The organism is Psychrosphaera sp. F3M07 (assembly GCF_018860345.1).
Classification (GTDB): Bacteria; Pseudomonadota; Gammaproteobacteria; order Enterobacterales; family Alteromonadaceae; genus Psychrosphaera; species Psychrosphaera aquimarina.
Genome location: NZ_JAHKPJ010000013.1, coordinates 705 through 19,239, shown reverse-complemented (window position 1 = coordinate 19,239; position 18,535 = coordinate 705). Strand labels below are relative to the sequence as shown.

General features: G+C 37.6%; 18 protein-coding genes. 12 read left to right on the top strand and 6 right to left on the bottom strand.

Annotation, left to right across the window (positions count from 1 at the left end; translation table 11 throughout):
* Positions 1-11 precede the first annotated feature (11 nt).
* Complete coding sequence (locus KO505_RS06270) at positions 12-968, top strand: DMT family transporter (RefSeq protein ID WP_216054601.1); 957 nt, start codon at positions 12-14, stop codon at positions 966-968.
* Between the two features lie 51 nt (positions 969-1,019).
* Here the strand turns inward: KO505_RS06270 and KO505_RS06265 are convergent, their stop codons facing one another.
* The 3 genes from KO505_RS06265 to KO505_RS06255 form a co-directional block, all read right to left on the bottom strand.
* Positions 1,020-1,982, bottom strand: coding sequence for a cation diffusion facilitator family transporter (locus KO505_RS06265; RefSeq protein WP_216054600.1), 963 nt, complete (start codon positions 1,980-1,982; stop codon positions 1,020-1,022).
* A 129-nt stretch (positions 1,983-2,111) separates the two neighbouring features.
* Entirely contained in the window at positions 2,112-2,795 is a 684-nt protein-coding gene (locus KO505_RS06260) for a Fe2+-dependent dioxygenase (protein ID WP_216054599.1), read from the bottom strand.
* Between the two features lie 15 nt (positions 2,796-2,810).
* Positions 2,811-5,150 (bottom strand): TonB-dependent siderophore receptor, encoded by a 2,340-nt coding sequence (locus tag KO505_RS06255; protein ID WP_216054598.1) that lies wholly within the window; start codon positions 5,148-5,150, stop codon positions 2,811-2,813.
* A gap of 508 nt (positions 5,151-5,658) precedes the next feature.
* Here KO505_RS06255 and KO505_RS06250 point away from each other — a divergent pair.
* A complete protein-coding gene (locus KO505_RS06250; RefSeq protein ID WP_216054597.1) occupies positions 5,659-6,465 on the top strand; it encodes a hypothetical protein in 807 nt (268 codons plus the stop codon).
* 97 nt (positions 6,466-6,562) lie between these two features.
* Here KO505_RS06250 and KO505_RS06245 read toward each other — a convergent pair whose 3' ends face one another.
* The 3 genes from KO505_RS06245 to KO505_RS06235 form a co-directional block, all read right to left on the bottom strand.
* Positions 6,563-7,291: a SapC family protein gene (locus KO505_RS06245; protein WP_216054596.1), complete on the bottom strand. Its 729-nt coding sequence runs from the start codon at positions 7,289-7,291 to the stop codon at positions 6,563-6,565.
* Positions 7,292-7,682: 391 nt separating this feature from the next.
* A complete protein-coding gene (locus tag KO505_RS06240; RefSeq protein WP_216054595.1) occupies positions 7,683-7,946 on the bottom strand; it encodes a DUF4404 family protein in 264 nt (87 codons plus the stop codon).
* Between the two features lie 121 nt (positions 7,947-8,067).
* Positions 8,068-8,709: a TorF family putative porin gene (locus KO505_RS06235; RefSeq protein WP_252731674.1), complete on the bottom strand. Its 642-nt coding sequence runs from the start codon at positions 8,707-8,709 to the stop codon at positions 8,068-8,070.
* Between the two features lie 211 nt (positions 8,710-8,920).
* Between KO505_RS06235 and rpe the strand changes: the two genes are divergently transcribed.
* From rpe to KO505_RS06185, 10 genes are all read left to right on the top strand, one after another.
* Positions 8,921-9,589, top strand: a complete 669-nt coding sequence (rpe, locus tag KO505_RS06230; RefSeq protein WP_216054594.1) for a ribulose-phosphate 3-epimerase — start codon at positions 8,921-8,923, stop codon at positions 9,587-9,589.
* A gap of 136 nt (positions 9,590-9,725) precedes the next feature.
* Positions 9,726-10,724, top strand: coding sequence for a tryptophan--tRNA ligase (gene trpS, locus KO505_RS06225; protein WP_216054593.1), 999 nt, complete (start codon positions 9,726-9,728; stop codon positions 10,722-10,724).
* 70 nt (positions 10,725-10,794) lie between these two features.
* A complete protein-coding gene (locus KO505_RS06220; RefSeq protein WP_216054592.1) occupies positions 10,795-11,373 on the top strand; it encodes an aminodeoxychorismate/anthranilate synthase component II in 579 nt (192 codons plus the stop codon).
* 66 nt (positions 11,374-11,439) lie between these two features.
* Positions 11,440-12,573, top strand: a complete 1,134-nt coding sequence (locus tag KO505_RS06215) for an HDOD domain-containing protein (protein WP_216054591.1) — start codon at positions 11,440-11,442, stop codon at positions 12,571-12,573.
* A 424-nt stretch (positions 12,574-12,997) separates the two neighbouring features.
* Positions 12,998-14,203 (top strand): aspartate aminotransferase family protein, encoded by a 1,206-nt coding sequence (locus KO505_RS06210; protein ID WP_216054590.1) that lies wholly within the window; start codon positions 12,998-13,000, stop codon positions 14,201-14,203.
* A gap of 63 nt (positions 14,204-14,266) precedes the next feature.
* Complete coding sequence (gene astA, locus KO505_RS06205) at positions 14,267-15,292, top strand: arginine N-succinyltransferase (protein ID WP_216054589.1); 1,026 nt, start codon at positions 14,267-14,269, stop codon at positions 15,290-15,292.
* Between the two features lie 11 nt (positions 15,293-15,303).
* Complete coding sequence (gene astD / locus KO505_RS06200; RefSeq protein WP_216054588.1) at positions 15,304-16,797, top strand: succinylglutamate-semialdehyde dehydrogenase; 1,494 nt, start codon at positions 15,304-15,306, stop codon at positions 16,795-16,797.
* Between the two features lie 68 nt (positions 16,798-16,865).
* Positions 16,866-17,672 carry a DUF1338 domain-containing protein gene (locus tag KO505_RS06195; protein ID WP_216054587.1) on the top strand — a complete coding sequence of 269 codons (807 nt, stop codon included), beginning with the start codon at positions 16,866-16,868 and terminating at the stop codon, positions 17,670-17,672.
* A 68-nt stretch (positions 17,673-17,740) separates the two neighbouring features.
* Positions 17,741-18,091, top strand: coding sequence for a DUF3802 family protein (locus tag KO505_RS06190; RefSeq protein ID WP_216054586.1), 351 nt, complete (start codon positions 17,741-17,743; stop codon positions 18,089-18,091).
* A 19-nt stretch (positions 18,092-18,110) separates the two neighbouring features.
* Positions 18,111-18,515: an OsmC family protein gene (locus tag KO505_RS06185; RefSeq protein ID WP_216054585.1), complete on the top strand. Its 405-nt coding sequence runs from the start codon at positions 18,111-18,113 to the stop codon at positions 18,513-18,515.
* Positions 18,516-18,535: the final 20 nt, after the last annotated feature.

Sequence of the window (18,535 nt, the reverse complement as noted above, 5' to 3'; positions counted from 1 at the left end):
AGAACACCACATTGATACAAACTAAAAGAATGGCCTTTTGGGCGTTAGTGGCAGTAAATGCCATTTGGGGTTTAGGTTTTGTTGTTATTGATGATGCTATCAATATTATGCCTACCAGTGTTTTTAATGCATTTAGATTCAGTCTGGCTGCTTTAGTATTATTACCACTTTGGTTTATCACTGGGAAAAAATCGCCTACCGAGAACTATCAACGTACTCGTTTATTTAAATCCGGATTTGGCTTAGGTTCATTATTGTTTTTAGGTTTTACTTTGCAAACCGAAGGACTTAATTACACTAGCGTTTCAAATACAGGGTTTATCACTGGTTTATGTGTGCCTTTGGTTCCACTTATTGGCTATTTGTTATATCGAAACAAAGTTGGATTTGAGGTTTGGGTCTCTGTCGTTCTAGCGACATCCGGTTTATACTTTTTAACCATAGGCGATAATCTCACTATCAATAAAGGTGATATTCTGGTTGCTCTTGGTGCCACTTGTTACGCCGTGCATATTTCTTTTATGGCTAAATACAGCCATCAATTCCCTGTAATACGTTTTAGCATTGTTCAATTAGGCGCAGTGGCCGTGTATTGTATTTTTACCGCGTTTGTTGAAAATAGTATTGGACGATATGAACAGTACGCTAGCATCTGGCAACAAATATCAGAACCTAGAGTTATTGCTGCCATAGTGTATTCTGGAGTGTTATCTAGTGCCTTTGCTTATTGGGTGCAAACCTCGAGTCAACGTTTGATAGAGCCACACAAAATAGCCTTGGTATTTGCTTTAGAGCCTATTTTTGCACACGTTTCAGCTTACTTTATATTGTCTGAGCATTTGGGAGTACAAGGTTGGTTGGGCGCAGGCTTGATCATTACTGCGATGTTATATTCTGAATTGGGCGGTAATCGGAAAGTGAAAATTCAGCCATTGGAACAAATGGCCGCCCCTGTTGATAAACAATAAAACACACAGGCTAGTCTCTTCTTGTCAATCAAATGAGCCTTCACACAGTCATTAATGACTGTGTGAATGATGCTCATGCTCGTGGTGTTCGTGTTCTGAGTCACTTACCATTTCATCTCTGCATTGCTCATCAGGGAACTCGAACTCTATAGTGGTATGCGCCAAGTTAAATGGTGCAAGATTAGCCGCAATCTCTTGTTTTAAAGTAAACAGTTTATTGGCCTCAACCATTTGTGATAATTCTAAGTGAGCCGTTAATACGTGTTGTTCACCATCTAACGACCATAAATGCAGATGATGTGTATTCACAACTAATTCATCACGAGTTAGTTCCTTTTGAATATCATTAAGTAGCTTTTGATCAGGCGTGGCTTGAAAAAATAACGTAAAAGTACTGCGTAAATACTTAACCACATTAAACAAAATAAACAGGGTAAACGCGATAGATAAAATAGGATCTAATAACGGCCACTCAACAAACATCAACACCACAGAAACAATTAAAACGGCAACCCATCCAAGAACATCTTCGATTAAATGCCAATTCAGCATTTTTTCGTTTAATGATTTACCGCTGCTTAATCGATATGCTGCATAACCGTTCACGGAAATACCTAACAACGCTAAAAAGAACATGCCTTCAGCCATTGGCATTTGAGGATCAAACAACCGAGATACAGATTCAATCAATACCCAAGTAGAACCTATGATTAAGATCACGCCATTTAATAAAGCCCCCAGTAAAGAAAAACGTTTAAAACCATAACTGTATGATTCATTAGCTTTTTTATTACCTAATTTATTTAACAGCCAAGCACTACCTATGGATAACGTATCACCTAAGTCATGCACAGCATCGGCCATAATAGCAGTACTGTTAGTAAGATAACCGCCAATAAACTCAATTATAGTAAAGGTGAAGTTGAGAAAAAATGCCCAAGCTATTTGGGTTGAAGATTGATCACTATGATCGTGATGATGGTGATGACCGTCATGAGAAGAGTGCGAGTGCATAGCCACTAAATCCTAGTTAACAAAAGTTTGAATAATAACACTAACTTATCATACGCAACTTTATCGGAAATACGCACAAAATTGTTTATTAACCTTTATAACTCAAGCTTATTTGACTAACGCTTAGCTTTATCCTAGTTGAGAGAACTGGCGGATTAAATTGTGATAAACGTTATGTAAACGATCTAATTCTGCTCGACTGGTTTTATCATCTGCAATTAGGTTTTGGATACTACGATCTAATTGGTACAAGGTTTGTCTTAAACTGGTATCCGCTATCATACTTTGCATCCACGTAATGGCTGCAACACGTTGACCTGAAGTAACCGCATTCACTTTGTGTAAGCTGCTCGACGGATAAACAACCGCATGCCCTGCTGGCAATTTAACTTGTTGTTCGCCAAATTCAGTGGAAATAACAAGTTCACCACCTTCATACTCGTTAGGATCATTCAAAAATACAGTCATTGAAATATCACTGCGTAATACTTCTTGTGTACCAGGAATTCGCATAATGGCGGCATCTACATGGTACCCATATTCTTGGCTTTCGCTGTACAGGTTAAAAACAGGTGGGAATATTTTATGCGGTAGCGCCGCAGAAATTAATGTGGGATGTTGACCAAGTTTCGCCAACAACTCATTTGAGAGTTGGCGAACTTTGGCATCAGAACTATCAGCTTGATTGTTATTTTTCACCGATGACGCCATGCCCATTGCAGTATTAGTTCCATCTTGCCAAGGCAATTCAGATAACTGTTGACGAAAGTAGCTAACGTCTTGGGCAGAAATTAAAGGTTCAATAACAATCATGCTGTCTCTCTATCGTTAAAACTCGTAAGTTGCGGTTAGTTTAGTACTCGCTGCATTACCTAAATACATAAATGCACCACTGCGATATGCGGCAGTATAATATGTTTCATCAAAGGCATTGCCAATATTTAATCTAAACGTTAACGCATCAGTTGCATAATAGTTAGCAAATAAGTTAACAACTTGGTAATCAGGTACGACAATGCTGTACTGGTTGTTAGTAAAATCGTAACCAGCCGCGGTATCTGGCTGACCGGCATACATTTCACTTTGATAAGCATAATCGCCACCGACTACAAACTTGTCGTTAATTTCATATCTTAGTTGTAAATAAACACTGTTTTCAGCAAAGTTACTCAATGCTAAGCCAATGCTAGTCTCGTTTATTGACTCTGTTACTTCTGAATCCATAGCCGTTGCAGAGAATTGAACACTTAATTGTTCGGTAATATCACCAACAAAACCAACTTCAATACCTTTAACTTTATTTTCACCCGTGTTTAGCGTGCCTAATGTTGCATAGTCATCGTCACCAACACTTTCCATAACGTCACTCTTGGTGATTTGGAATACAGAAGCAGTGAACATAAACTTATCATCAAACGCCATAAACTTAGTGCCAAGTTCAATATTTTCTACACGTTCAGGATCCGAATCTGGAACTTGATCAACCGAACCACAAACACCACCATAACCACAACTTGCACCTAAATCTGACTCACCACCATTAATGTTTGTTGCAGTACTGTAGTTTGCATAAACATTAACATCTTCCGACAGATCATAAATTAAACCAATGTTGCCGTTGTACATAGTATCTGAGTATTCGTACGCGGTAACAGTTCCCTGTCTTTGTGTGTCATTGCTATAATCAAAACTGTCTACACGAGCACCATAATAAAGGTCTAGTTGTGGATTTAATTTAACTGTATCCATCATGTAAATAGAAACGGTCTCGATGTTCATAACCGCGTCGTCATAATCATCAACATAAGTTCTACCCATTAACTGGCCAATATTACTTACAACATCACCGTTGCCATCGATAATACAGTAGTTTGGAGCATCACCACGACGGCCACTGGTTACACAGTTAGTTGGGTTGTTACTTTCAATGTCGTAAACACCGTTACTTACATTCTCATCAGTAAACTCAGCACCAAATACAAAGTTGTTTTGTAAGCCTAATAATTCTGTATTCCAGAATAAATTAAACTGAGAACTCATGTACTCAACATTTTGATTACCTTGGTGTGTACTTAAGCTGATTGTCGCAACACCTGGTGCAAATGGGTCTGAATCCGCTCTAGTTGTACCACTTGCGCCTGTTGTAATGTAACCATTTTCAGTTTCACCAATACGTGTTGCGTTATAAACCGTAACATTATCGCTTACTTCGTATTCTGTTCTTAAAGTAAATGTTTTTACTTCAGAAGATAAGAAATCTGAATCCTGTGCATAAACCGGGATATCTGCAAAAGGTTTACGTGTATCTCGGTTAAAGTAGCTGCCTAAGTCAGATACATCTTTAGCGTCTAAATAATAGCCATCAGCAGTGAAAGACAGTTTTTGTGTTGGTAAATAAACACCAGACAACTGTAAACCATCTCTGTCGCTCGATATGCCTTCACGGCCAGGTTTATCTTTACCAGAAGTTAATGCATTAATACGTACCGCGGCGATATCAGAAAGCGGCAAGTTGTAATCTAACGTTACACGTGAGTAATCATCCGTACCTAAGCCGGCTTCTACACGCCCTAGGTTATAAGCAACAGAGGCTTTTTTAGTAACACTGTTTACTGCACCACCTGATGAACCACGTCCAGCAAACGTTGAACTAGGACCTTTAGTGATCTCAACTCGTTCTGTAGCAAAACTTTCACGAGTACTCATACCTGGATCACGTAATCCATCAACAAATACGTCACTACGCGCTTCGTGACCACGAATGATGTAACGGTCACCAAATGCATTACCATTTTCACCCGTACCTAAAGTAACACCAGCTTGCGCTGACAAAATATCTTTAAGGTCAGTTTTACCCGCTTCTAAAATTTGGTCTTGTGTTAGAACAGTAATAACCTGAGGCGTATCAACTAATGCAGCGATACGACGAACATCGCCAGACTCATCACTTAAATAAACTGAGCTTCTTACGCCATGAACGCGAATTTTTTCCATCGCTTCTTCAGTTTGGTTAATTTCGCATTTAACATCATTTTTATCAGCACATGCCTTTTCTACATCACTGCTATTAGCTTGTTCTGCATATAAAAATGGGCTAGTGATAGCAAGAGCGGCTGCAACAGCTTGAGCACCAAGTGCTCGTTTTGGATTTGATTTGTTGTGATCCATGATTCGAATTTCCAAGTTAAGTTGTTATGACTTTTGTTAAGAGTAATGAATAAAATACAACAAGTAAATGAGAATCATTATCATTAATAACTAAACGATTGAAATTTGAACAATTACTCTATTTTTATCATTCTTATTTGGTAACCCCCTTAAAATAATTGTGGGTTAATAACAACAAAGGCTCTGTGTATGTAGGATTGCCGTTTATGAAAGTGAAATACTTTTGCCTTCAGCTCTGCAATTGAGGGCAATTAAAACGAAGATTGTAAAAAATTATGGGGGTAAAACGTAGGCAAGCTATTAATGATTAAATCTTACGAAGAAAAATAGATACATTTTTAAACAATTTCGAGTAAATACCCTATATCCACTTTTCTCAAAATAAGTTAGCATGCGCACCTAATTTTAATGTTGCTATTTAACGTTAATTTTAAACTTTTAAAATTAAGTGGAGTTTAATGTGTTTAAAGTTTTTTCTAGTATAAGTCTTATTGTTTTGGGTATGACTATGTCAACCAACCTTATCGCCGAAGAAAAAGAAGTCGGTATTCATGAAAAAGGGTCATTTTATGCGTTCTGGGGTTGGAATCGTGGGTATTACTCAAAATCTGACGTTCATTTTAGAGGTGAGAATTACGACTTTACTATTAATGATATGACAGCATCAGACCGACCGTCTGCGGTTGGTATTCACCCTTACCTAAATCCACTTGGTATGACTTTGCCTCAAACTAACTTTAAAGTTGGTTATTTTATTGCTGATCATTATGCGATTTCTTTTGGTGTAGACCATATGAAATACGTTATGGATCAAGAGCAAACAGCCCAAATAGACGGTTACATCAATGTTGGTAGTATTCATGACGGCACCTATAACAATGAAGGCGTTTATTTAGGAAACCGAGGTGAACCAAACGATGATCACAAACTTGGTGTACCAACGTTATTAGCTTTTGAACATACTGACGGCTTGAACTATATCAATATCGAACTGAATCGCTTTGACGAATTACATGCCGTAACGCCGAGCTTCCGCATTTCTAGAATTTTAGGGGCTGGTGTCGGTGGTATGTTACCTAGAACCAATGCAACTATTCTTGGTAACGATCGTCACGATCAGTTTCACTTTGCTGGTTGGGGCACACATGTAAAAGCGGGCATAGAGTTTAGCTATAACAAACTATTTTTCCGTTCAGAATTAAAATTTGGTTACATTGATATGCAAGATATCAGAACCACCAAATTCACCGCTGACAAAGCGTCTCAGCACTTTACGTTCACTGAGTGGAACATATTATTTGGTAGTTATTTCTAACCAGTTACTGAATAAAATTTAAATCAAAAAAAACCTCATATTAGAAATTCTAAAATGAGGTTTTTTTATGTTTCTTTCTTAATAAAGAAATATAAACTTATTTAGTTTCAGCGGCTTTTGTTCTAGCAGCTTGTTTTTGAATCAAGTTATTTACTTGGTGCATAGAACCTAAATGAGCGTAGATAGGACCTAAGAAACCACGTTTACGTAAGCTTAAGAAATCTTCGTCAGAAAGTGCAGATAGTTTTTTCTCATCAACGATAAACAAACCATTTAAGTTAAACTCTTGCTCACCCACTTTAACATTAATGTTTTGAGCATGTAGAAGGTCAAACTTAGTTAGCTCTTCAATAAACGCTTTGGTAATTTGCTCATGTTCAACATAAGAGATTAACGACTTTTTACGGCTTGCTAAGTATTCTGTTTCTTCACCGTCTTCTTTGAAAAGCGCTTGGCCTTCTTCTTCAGAAACGATTTCGCTGTCCATATTAATAGCGATACCAAACAAGTTAGCATCTTCTTTACTAGGGATCACTGAGAATGGCTTGTGAGTATAACGAGCTGGCATGTACATACCTTCCCATTTGTTGTCTGCACTAACAAACAAGTTTGTTTGTGGCTCAAGACCTAAAATAGCAACTGGGAAAAATGTTTCTTTATCTTTTTCTTTAACAAATACAATTGGGTATTGATTACCCGCTAAAGCAAACTCTTGTACAACAACACCTAATGCGTGTTGTGTTGCTAAATCTTCTACAGATTGAACTGGTTTTACTTTGATCTTATTATGCGTTTCTTTATGTAAAGCCTGAAAGTTAACGGCCATATTTTATTCTCCAATGTGTTCCTGGTCAGTTTTCCTGACTCAAATTTTTATTTAAGTAATTCAGCATCAAGCTTTATGTCTGTGCAATCTTTTTCACACTTTATCATTACACTATCTGCACCCGTATGTACGCTTATTAACGTATTACAGTTATTACACTTAACTTTTTTACCAGCCAAAACCTTTTTAATTAAAGATTTTTGTTGGTTGAAAGAATTTGCGGCAGATTTATTTAAGGCAGAAAAGTCCATAACTACTTAATGCTATCTATATATTGCTACAAAAAGAGATATGGACGATATGACAGAATTAAAGGGCAGTACAGGAGAAAGATCGTTTTTATTCATTAACTGCCTATTATCTAGACAACTGATAATTAAAAATGGGGAAATCAAATCCCCATTAACGACAATCTATCAATAACATCACGAGTTAACTTTTCCAAAACAGGATGGTTAGTGGCAAAGTTAGTTTCCATTTCTAGTAATTGTTCAAAAATGGTTTCTTCGGCTTTTAACTCATTGGAGTTAATCTTGCTCTGTATGTCTCGGTGAAATAACTCTAATTGCTCTAAAACTTCTGGCTCAATATCATCGGTTACCTCAAGCTCTGAGCGTAACTTTATAACGGACTCTAAAATATTATTGGGGTTCATGACATCTCCAAAACTGCGTTCTAAGAATGATAAGCATAGTCCGTATTTTTTAGTTTTGATAAAGCTGCACAAACAAAAATGCCGACACTAGGTCGGCACTTATCAATAATTACATTAGTAATTAAAGAGCAAAATCCCATGCGTAACTTGCATACAATTTAATTTCATCATCGCCTTCATCAACTTTAGATACACCTACTGCCCAAGAATCTTTTGCGATTGTTGCGCCAATATCGATAGTGTCAGAAGAGAAGTCACCGCTGTAAGAACCAACATGAAGACCTAATTCAAAATCATTTGATAAAGGAATGGCATAATCAGCAGAAAGATACAGGCTATCACCAAAGTCAGCACCCGTTGCATTAGCTAATACAGCAATACCAACCGTTAATGCATCCATTGAGAAGTTACCGTATAACTCACCAAAGTTAAGTCCATCTTCACCACCTGGGTATGCGAATAAAACGTAACCAACATCAAATTCTATCTTATCGTTTAACGAACCTGTGTAACCACCGTAAAGGTCTAATTCAATTTTTGCGTCGCCACCAAAATCAACATTTGAAGCCCAAGTTCCAGCATAAAAACCAGACTCATTTGAGTAATCAAGACCACCTTGAACCGCTGGACCACCATCAGCTTGTTCTAAACCACGCCAAAGGTAATTAGATACAACTGATGCATTAGCAGACAATTCTGCATGTGCAACTGAAGAAACTAGTGTAGTCGCACCTAATAAGGTAGCTAAAAGTGTTTTTTTCATGTTATTTTTCATGTTGTTAATCCTGAAATTATTGTAGTTTTTTTGTGTTGTAGTTGTTAATACCAATTCAACATACATGCCGAATTATATATCATTGATATTGTTATATTTTTTTTGATTGTAGGATTTATTTCACCTTAATATTCACAAGTTGGTGCATTATAACGCCCCAACATGGTGCTTACATACATAAATTATAAGAGACGTTAAAATGTACAACAAACCAATTATCGCTCCGTCTATATTGTCCGCTGATTTCGCTAAATTAGGCGATGAAGTAAATGAAGTATTGGCTGGCGGCTGCCAATGGGTTCATTTTGATGTCATGGATAATCATTACGTGCCTAATTTAACCTTTGGTTCGATGATCTGTTCTGCCCTTAGGGAACACGGTATTACAGCGCCGATAGATGTTCATTTAATGGTTGAGCCTGTTGATACAATGATTGAACAGTTTGCGAAGGCGGGCGCGACATCAATTAGTTTTCATCCAGAAGCCTCCAAACATATCCATCGTTCAATTAGCTTAGTGAAACAGTTAGGCTGCCAAGTTGGACTCGTATTAAATCCAGCTACACCAATCACCATATTAGAAGAATGTATTGAAGAGTTAGATATGGTGTTAATTATGTCGGTTAATCCGGGTTTTGGTGGCCAATCATTTATTCCAAGCTCATTAGATAAGATTAAACGAGTCAGAGAATTAGCGTTAAAACATGATAAAAACATTCGTATATCCGTTGATGGTGGCGTCAATCAAAACAACATCAAACAGATACAACAGGCTGGAGCGGACACTTTTGTAATGGGCTCTGCCATTTTTAATCAAGAAAACCGAAAACAAGCCATTGAACAGGCATTTTTGCAACTTAACGATTAGATATAACAAATAAAGTGCCTTGCTAGATTGCGCATGTACATTTTCACGTTACAATGTCGCACTTTTCGGCGTAACTAAAGTCAGTTTAGATAAACGCCAACCATAGTAATTACAAGTTTTAGATGATGAGACAGTTATGACACAGACAGTTTTAAGTGGGATCCAAACCACCGGCGGGATGACAATTGGTAACTATATTGGCGCAATTAACCAATGGTTAACGTTACAACAAGATCATGACTGTTTTTTTATGCTTGCAGACTTACATGCAATAACCGTACGTCAAGACCCTAAAACTTTACGTGAGCGTACTTTGGACGGTATCGCGTTATACACAGCGTGCGGTATTGACCCAACTAAATCAGCCTTGTTTGTGCAATCTCAAGTAAAAGAACATGCGCAATTAGCATGGGCGTTAAGTTGTTATTCGCAAATGGGCGAATTAAATCGTATGACGCAATTTAAAGACAAATCAGCTAAAAACCAAAACAATATCAATGTAGGTTTATTTTCCTACCCTGTTTTGCAAGCGGCCGATATTCTTTTATATCAAGCGGATAAAGTTCCTGTAGGCGAAGATCAAAAACAACATTTAGAGTTAACTCGAGACATCGCTACCCGCTTTAACAATATTCATGGTGATGTATTTACGGTGCCAGAACCTTACATTCCAGAGTTTGGCGCACGAGTAATGAGCCTACAAGAGCCAACTAAAAAAATGTCTAAGTCAGATGAAAATCCGAATGGCTTTATCATGTTATTAGACGAACCAAAGAAAATTGAGAAAAAACTAAAAAAAGCCGTTACGGATTCTGACGAGCAAGCTCGTATCTACTTTGACCGTGAAGAAAAACCAGGTGTATCAAACTTGTTAACACTGCTAAGTGTTGCAACTGGGAAGTCAATTGCAGACTTAGTGCCTGAATACGAAGATAAAATGTATGGTCATTTAAAGAAAGATACAGCAGATGCGGTAGTCTCTATGATAGAACCTATTCAGCAACGTTTTTATCAAATTAGAGATGATCAAACTGAACTAAGCAAAATAATGACGCTTGGTGCAGAAAAAGCATCCGCTAAAGCAGAAAAAACTTTAAAGGCTGTTTATGATGCAATTGGTTTTGTAACGCCATAAATATGTTTTTCATGACCATCTTATATAGATGGTCACTACAACAGCCCTTTTATATTTTGTAGATTACTTTATGCTGTTAATGATTGATAACTACGACTCTTTCACCTATACCTTAGTGCAATATTTTAGGACATTGGGACAAGATGTTGTCGTAAAACGAAATGATGAAATTACGATTGATCAGATTAAACAACTAAAACCTAATCATATCGTTATATCACCAGGTCCAGGTACACCAGAACAAGCCGGTTTATCAAAGGATATTATTCTTCAGTTTTATAAACATGTGCCGATACTGGGTGTGTGTCTAGGTCATCAAGCTATCGCACAAGCATTTGGGGCGGTGGTTTCCAAAGCAGACAAAGTGATGCATGGAAAAACCTCTAATATCATGCATTCACAAAGTGATATTTTTGCTGGAATTGACAATCCATTTACGGTTACTCGTTATCATTCTCTAATTGTTGATGAAAATACGTTACCAGATCAAATTCAAGCAACGGCTTGGAGTTGTGATCAAAATAATAATAAACATGAACTCATGGCTTTGAAGTTAAAAGGCTACCCCGTAGTGGGCGTGCAGTTTCATCCTGAATCGGTACTGACGCAATTTGGCCATAAATTATTAGCAAATTTTCTGGCATATTGATCAAATTTCAATAGAATCTATGTACTTGTTTTAAATTAAATATCTTAAACTGAACAATATTATTATATGAATAACCCTAATTATCAAAAAACAGCGTCTTTTGTAGAATCTAGATTTATGGATTTACTGTTATCTGATGACTTTGCTATGTCTCGATTAGGGTTTAATCGTGATGAATTAAAACAAAGTTCAACTCGTTCATTATTAGACATTGAAGAAAAAGCTCGTGAGAAAAAATTAAAACAACAAGCAACTAAACAAGAATTTAAAGTTTATGTTAGTGAGTATTTTCATGAAAACTTATTCACCTATTTAGAACAACGTGTTGCTGATCCTGATTATATCTTTACCGAGTTATTACAATTTGAGCCTGAAATCCCAAAGTTATTTGACGCTTGTGCTGCCAAAGCAGCAGGAGCGAGTCATTTTGAACAGATTATTGCCAGAATTCCGTGGTTAAATACCAACTTTATAGAAACCATCAACAACCCCCCTTTTCGCGAAGCTAAGTCGATAAAACCAAAAGTTGAAAACCTTGGTTTGGCAATACGTTACGTGGGGTTAGATAACACTAAATTAGTTGTTTTATCACAGGTTGCTCAACATTTTTTACCTCACAGCACTGAACCATATAACACCTTCAAAGGTCGTTACTGGCAGTATGTGGTTGCCACTGCGAATTGTTCAAGACAGCTAGCAAGGTATTACCAGCTTAATGAAGTAGTCGCCTTTTTCTTAGGTTTATTCCATGCTATCGGTACGTCATTAGCTTTACGTTTATATCTACGTGCTTTTGATACTGTACGTGTAGCACAAATGAAAGATGCCCTTAAAAATGGACGTCGCGATATAGAAACCGTGTTAAACGGTTTAGAAATAGATCCTAACTTTATTAGTGATGCATTAACTAAATTCTCTAATCAAATCTCTTACCGTGTATTTGAAAAGTTAGGTTTGAAATACGCAGTTGTTGCACCGTTTGTAGAAGAAATCAAAGACAAACTTGCCTTTGACCAAGCAAGTCCAATGACGCAAGTATTAATGCAAGCCCGTACATTTTCACAATACAAAATATTGCAAAAAGCACGTTTGATTGAACTTGATGAAGCTAAGATATTTTTGACCAATTACAAGATTGGCAACGCCGTAATTGGTGAATTAAATAAAGTTAACCTAACAAATATTAAATATTCAAAATAATTTTTGTGGGCAACTATGCAAATCTTGCATTTACAACAAGTTGCCCATTCCATCACCAAACCACTTCACCCCTAGTCTATTCTGCGTAATCTCCCTTTGTTTATTGTTTGAACTAACTATTTTAAACAACATCATAATTATTCACATTTATCGAGAATATATTGAATCGCCCGAATTTAAAGGCATTCCACACCATTTTGAGGGGAAGACTTCTGTTATTTTTTCTGCAATAATCACTTCAATTTGTACTAATTATCATGTCAAAAGTAATGTAAGCCGTTACATTAAAGTGATTAAGAGTGGATGTTAACGTCATTAATTATGATGTTAATTTTAACAGCGATATTAAATGCCAACCAACTCTTCAAATTAATGTAATTGGTATTACTCTATATTTAAGACAACACCTATTAAGGACTAAGAAATGACAGTAAACAGAGCGTTATTTGATTCAGTAATGGTTCCAAACTATTCTCCTTCACAAGTAATTCCAGTTAAAGGGTTAGGTTCTCGAGTATGGGATCAAAATGATAAAGAATATATCGACTTTGCTGGCGGTATCGCCGTAAATTGTTTGGGTCATTGTCACCCTAACTTAGTCGCAGCATTAAAAGAACAAGGTGAAAAAATTTGGCACCTTAGTAATGTAATGACTAATGAACCTGCATTACGTTTAGCTGAGAAATTAGTGAACTCTACTTTTGCCGAAAAAGTTTACTTTGCAAACTCAGGTGCAGAATCAAACGAAGCAGCACTTAAACTTGCACGTCGTTGGGCATTAGATAACTTTGGTGAGCAAAAATCACAGATCATCGCCTTTAATAAAGGTTTCCACGGCCGTACTTTCTTTACCGTAACTGTTGGTGGCCAAGCGGCTTACTCTGATGGTTTTGGTCCTAAGCCTGGTAACATTGATCACGCAGAATACAATGACTTAGCAAGCTTAGAAGCGCTTATCTCTGATAACACTTGTGCAGTTATGCTTGAACCGCTTCAAGGTGAAGGTGGGATCATTTCTCCAACTAAAGAATTTATGCAAGGTGTACGTGACCTTTGTGACAAACACAATGCACTTATGATTTTTGATGAAGTTCAAACTGGTGTTGGCCGTACAGGTGAATTATACGCTTACATGGGTCTAGGTGTTACGCCAGACATTTTAACAACGGCTAAAGCCCTTGGCGGTGGTTTCCCAATTGGCGCTATGTTAACAACTACTGAATTAGCAACGCATTTAAAAATTGGTACTCACGGTTCAACATACGGTGGTAACCCATTAGCATGTGCCGTTGCCGAAGCTGCATTTGACACAGTTAACACAACAGAAGTTTTAGCCGGTGTAAAACAACGTGAAGCTATCATTAAAGATGGATTAAAAGCCATCAACGAAAAATATAACGTGTTTGCTGATATTCGTGGTGAAGGTTTGTTAATTGGTGCTGAATTAACTGAAAGTTACCAAGGTCGTGCTAAAGACTTTTTAAACGCCGCTGTTGATCAAGGTTTAATGATCTTAGTTGCAGGTGCAAGCGTTATCAGATTTACCCCATCTCTTGTTATTCCTTTAGAAGACATTGAACAAGGGTTAGCTCGTTTTGAGTCAGCCGTTGCAGCAATAGTAAACGCATAATTTAATTCAATGAATAAAAAGCCAATGCCTAGCATTGGCTTTATTATCTAGAAGGAATACGGCATGTTTGTAGTGCGTCCTATACAACAAAAAGACTATGCAGATTTACTCGCTATCGCAGTTGAATCAGGCCATGGCTTTACTTCATTACCTGTAAATGAAGAGTTAATCGCAAACAAAATAAATAACGCTGAAAAATCTTTTAAAGAGGCCGTCGGCGACGCACCTTGTGACCATGGTTACTTGTTTGTAATGGAAGATACTGAAACTGGTAAAATAATGGGTACCAGTGGCATCGAATCTTCTGTTGGTTTAAATGATGCGTTTTATCACTACCATATAAGTAAAGTTGTACACAACAGCCGAGAATTAAACGTTTATAACACAGCTGAAATTCTGACACTTTGTAATGACTACACAGGTGCATCTGAGTTATGCACCCTATTCCTTAGAGAGCCGTATCGCCAAGGAGTAAATGGTCGAGTATTAAGTAAGTGTCGCTTTTTATTTTTAGCACAAAATAAATCTCGTTTTTCTGATACGGTTATCGCAGAAATGCGTGGTGTATCAAATGACAATGGCGACTCACCGTTTTGGAAATGGTTAGAAGACAACTTCTTCTCATTAGACTTCCCAACGGCAGATTACCTAACCGGTATAGGCCAAAAAGTATTTATCGCCGAGTTAATGCCTAAATATCCGGTATATGTAAACTTGTTATCCCAAGCGGCACAAGATGTCATTGGTAAAGTTCACGAAAATACAGCTCCCGCTCTAAACTTGTTAAAATCTGAAGGGTTTAGTTGGAAAGGTTATGTGGATATTTTTGATGCTGGCCCTACGGTAGAAGCTGATTTATCACAAATACGCAGTGTACAAAATAGTGAATTATACACCGTTGAAATCGTTGACCAATTAACAGGTGAAGACTACATCATGTTGTCTAACTTAGAAGTTGAGTTGTTCCGAGCAACGGCAGTAAAAGCACAATTAGATGAAACTTTGCAAACCATTAAGATCACCCAAGAAATAGCTGAAATATTAAAAGTTTCAGCGGGTAAGCAAGTTCGTGCAGTTAAATTAATATAGAGAGTAAAACAATGACTCAATCTGAAAACAAATTTATCGATGGCCAATTTATTAATGGTCAATGGCATGCCGGTCTTGGACATGATTTAGAATCTGTAAACCCTGCGACTGATGAGCCTCTGTGGCAAGCAAAATCAGCGACAGTTGAGCAAGTGAACGACGCTGTATTAGCCGCAAGAGCCGCTTTTTTACCTTGGGCTGATAAAACCGTTGAAGAACGTTTAACTATCGCAAAGCGATTCGCAGAATTATTAGGCGAGTATAAAGAACAATTGGCATTAGCCATTGCGATGGAAACTGGTAAACCGTTATGGGAAACCCGCACTGAAATTGGCGCTATGATTGGTAAAGTTGCGATTTCAGAGAAGGCTTACTTTGAACGTACGGGTACTAAAGAAAACGCAATGCCAGTTGGTAAAGCCATGTTACGTCACTGCCCACACGGCGTAGTGGCTATTTATGGTCCTTACAACTTCCCTGGTCATTTACCAAATGGTCACATAGTGCCAGCATTAATCGCGGGTAACACCGTCGTGTTTAAACCAAGCGAATTAACACCTATGTTTGCTCAACTTATGGTTGAGTTATGGGAAAAAGCAGGAATTCCTGCAGGCGTATTAAACTTAGTACAAGGTGAAGTTGAGACCGGTAAAGCATTAGCAAATCATCCTCAAATCGATGGACTATTCTTCACGGGTAGCTCTGGCACTGGCCACATATTGCATAAACAATTTGCTGCACAGCCGGGTAAAATATTAGCGTTAGAAATGGGTGGTAATAATCCACTAATCGTTTCAAATGCAAGCAATACTAATGCAGTTGTTCACGACATTATCCAGTCAGCATTTGTAACAAGCGGCCAACGTTGTACTTGTGCTCGTCGTTTAATGTTGCCAGTTGGACCTGAAGGTGATGCCGTATTAGCTAAGCTGATTGAATCAACTAAAGCTATCGTTGTTGGAGACTCTTTGGCTGAAGGCGCTACTGAACCATTTATGGGATCAATGATCTCTGAAAATGCTGCTTTAGGTATGGTTGCTGTTCAACAAGAACTGGTCGCTATGGGCGGTAAAGTACTCGTTGAGCTAGTACATTTAAAAGAAGAAACTGGTTTTGTTTCTCCGGGTATCATCGACTGTACTAATATCAAAAACTTCCCAGATGATGAGCATTTTGGCCCATTATTAAAAGTGTTCCGATTCTCTACTTTTGACCAAGCAATTGAACTTGCTAATGATACTTCATTTGGTTTATCTGCTGGTTTATTAAGTGATGATGCAGCTTTATACGACCGATTCTTAAGCCGTATCCGTGCTGGTATTGTTAACTGGAATCGTCCAATTACCGGAGCAAGTAGTGCTGCTCCGTTTGGTGGCATTGGACAAAGTGGTAATCACAGAGCCAGTGCTTATTATGCTGCTGATTATTGTGCATACCCAGTTGCTTCTGTGGAACTTGAAGAAGTCGAACTGCCTGCAACACTAAGCCCAGGCCTTTCTATCTAATTAATCATTACACAAGTTAAAAGGTAACTTAGTTACCTTTTAACTTTCATTGTTTAGGAAACAAAATAATGCATAACAATGTTAACCAACTTTTTGATAACCTTTGGCAAAATTACCTAGCAGTCACCCCTTCAGCTGACAAGATTCACGCGCTGTTAGGTGAGCAAAATGGTAAAGACGTCATTAATGACCACATTGCATTACGTACCTTTAATATTGGTAAAGTAAACTTAGCTAAACTCGCGGCTCATTTTGAAGCGCTAGGTTATAAAGATTGTGGCGATTATGATTTTGTTGCCAAAAAATTAAAAGCCAAACACTACGAACACCCAAATACCGAATTACCTAAAGTATTTATTAGTGAATTATTAGTTGAAGAATTCCCTGAGAAAGTACAAACCATTATTCATAAAATGGTTGAGCAAGTATCAGAAGATGCAGTGACCGCTGACAACTTTTTGTATTCAGGCACTCATTGGCAAATTAGCCATGCTGAATATCAAATGTTATTAGAAGAAAGTGAATACGCTGCATGGATGGCTGCTTGGGGTTACCGAGCAAACCACTTTACCGTTAGCATCAATCAACTTAGCCAATATACAACTATTGAACAAGTTAATGAAAAACTAAAAACATCTGGTTTTGTATTAAATAGTTCAGGCGGTGAAATTAAAGGTTCGGCTGAGGTTTTATTAGAACAATCTTCAACCATGGCCGACTCTGCAACAACCACATTTAGTGATGGTGAATTCACTATACCTAGTTGTTTTTATGAGTTTGCACTACGTTACCCACTGCCTTCTGGAGAGCTTTACACAGGATTTGTTGCAGCATCTGCAGATAAGATCTTTGAAAGTACCAACGTAAAAGGTTAGATTAGGTATAATCTTGGTTCAGCATTTTAATTTTTTCCGCTGAACCAACTTAACCTATAGGTATTACAATGGTCACAGACAAACCAGCATATGATCAACTAATAGATTATTTAACCACCAGCAAATCAATTTTTCATAATACAACGGCACCCGTTACGGACATGCCAACGGTTGAAACCTTGATTGAAGAAGAACTTTCCGAACAAATCATCACCTTGTGTACTCAACAAGAAGCATTAGAGCCTAATCACAGAGCTATCATAGTGCGTGAAGTTGACGGTATCGTTTATGATATCCAACAAGTATTAGCTGAATATTGGACAAACCACGCCACAGAAGAACAAGCGGAATTTATCCATGAATTTGCTGGTTTAATAAAAAATGTATTTGATTCAGCCATTGTTGAATTACTAGATTAATCTTTTAGAAGTAGAAAAAATGAAAGCAAAAGTATCTTGGATTGACGGAATGGCCTTTGTTGGTCATTCAGAAACTGGCCACAAAATAGTAATGGATGGCGACAGAGAAGGTGGCGCACCATCTCCAATGGAAATGGTATTAATGTCTGCAGGAACATGCAGTGCCATAGACGTTGTTTCTATCCTAGAAAAAGCCCGTCAAAATATTCAAAACGTAGATGTTGAATTAAGTGCAGAACGCGCTGAAACGGTGCCTAAAGTATTCACGACTATTCACTTACACTTTGTTGTTACTGGTACTGATGTCGCTGAGAAACACGTTGAGCGTGCAGTAAACCTCTCTGCCGACAAATACTGTTCAGTTGCAAAAATGTTAGAAAAAGCCGCGACCATTACTCATAGTTTTGAAATTAAGCAAGCTTAGAAGCTGTAAGCTGTAAGCTG

Bases quoted from the DNA above. Each gene is read 5' to 3' on its own strand.
- KO505_RS06250 (WP_216054597.1), top strand. From the start codon at position 5,659: ATGTCAACCAACCTTATCGCCGAAGAAAAAGAAGTCGGTATTCATGAA.
- KO505_RS06235 (WP_252731674.1), bottom strand. From the start codon at position 8,709: ATGAAAAAAACACTTTTAGCTACCTTATTAGGTGCGACTACACTAGTT.
- KO505_RS06195 (WP_216054587.1), top strand. From the start codon at position 16,866: ATGCATAACAATGTTAACCAACTTTTTGATAACCTTTGGCAAAATTAC.
- trpS (WP_216054593.1), top strand. From the start codon at position 9,726: ATGACACAGACAGTTTTAAGTGGGATCCAAACCACCGGCGGGATGACA.
- KO505_RS06260 (WP_216054599.1), bottom strand. From the start codon at position 2,795: ATGATTGTTATTGAACCTTTAATTTCTGCCCAAGACGTTAGCTACTTT.
- KO505_RS06190 (WP_216054586.1), top strand. From the start codon at position 17,741: ATGGTCACAGACAAACCAGCATATGATCAACTAATAGATTATTTAACC.
- KO505_RS06215 (WP_216054591.1), top strand. From the start codon at position 11,440: ATGAATAACCCTAATTATCAAAAAACAGCGTCTTTTGTAGAATCTAGA.
- KO505_RS06255 (WP_216054598.1), bottom strand. From the start codon at position 5,150: ATGGATCACAACAAATCAAATCCAAAACGAGCACTTGGTGCTCAAGCT.
- KO505_RS06185 (WP_216054585.1), top strand. From the start codon at position 18,111: ATGAAAGCAAAAGTATCTTGGATTGACGGAATGGCCTTTGTTGGTCAT.
- KO505_RS06240 (WP_216054595.1), bottom strand. From the start codon at position 7,946: ATGAACCCCAATAATATTTTAGAGTCCGTTATAAAGTTACGCTCAGAG.
- rpe (WP_216054594.1), top strand. From the start codon at position 8,921: ATGTACAACAAACCAATTATCGCTCCGTCTATATTGTCCGCTGATTTC.
- astA (WP_216054589.1), top strand. From the start codon at position 14,267: ATGTTTGTAGTGCGTCCTATACAACAAAAAGACTATGCAGATTTACTC.
- KO505_RS06220 (WP_216054592.1), top strand. From the start codon at position 10,795: ATGCTGTTAATGATTGATAACTACGACTCTTTCACCTATACCTTAGTG.
- KO505_RS06265 (WP_216054600.1), bottom strand. From the start codon at position 1,982: ATGCACTCGCACTCTTCTCATGACGGTCATCACCATCATCACGATCAT.
- KO505_RS06210 (WP_216054590.1), top strand. From the start codon at position 12,998: ATGACAGTAAACAGAGCGTTATTTGATTCAGTAATGGTTCCAAACTAT.
- astD (WP_216054588.1), top strand. From the start codon at position 15,304: ATGACTCAATCTGAAAACAAATTTATCGATGGCCAATTTATTAATGGT.
- KO505_RS06245 (WP_216054596.1), bottom strand. From the start codon at position 7,291: ATGGCCGTTAACTTTCAGGCTTTACATAAAGAAACGCATAATAAGATC.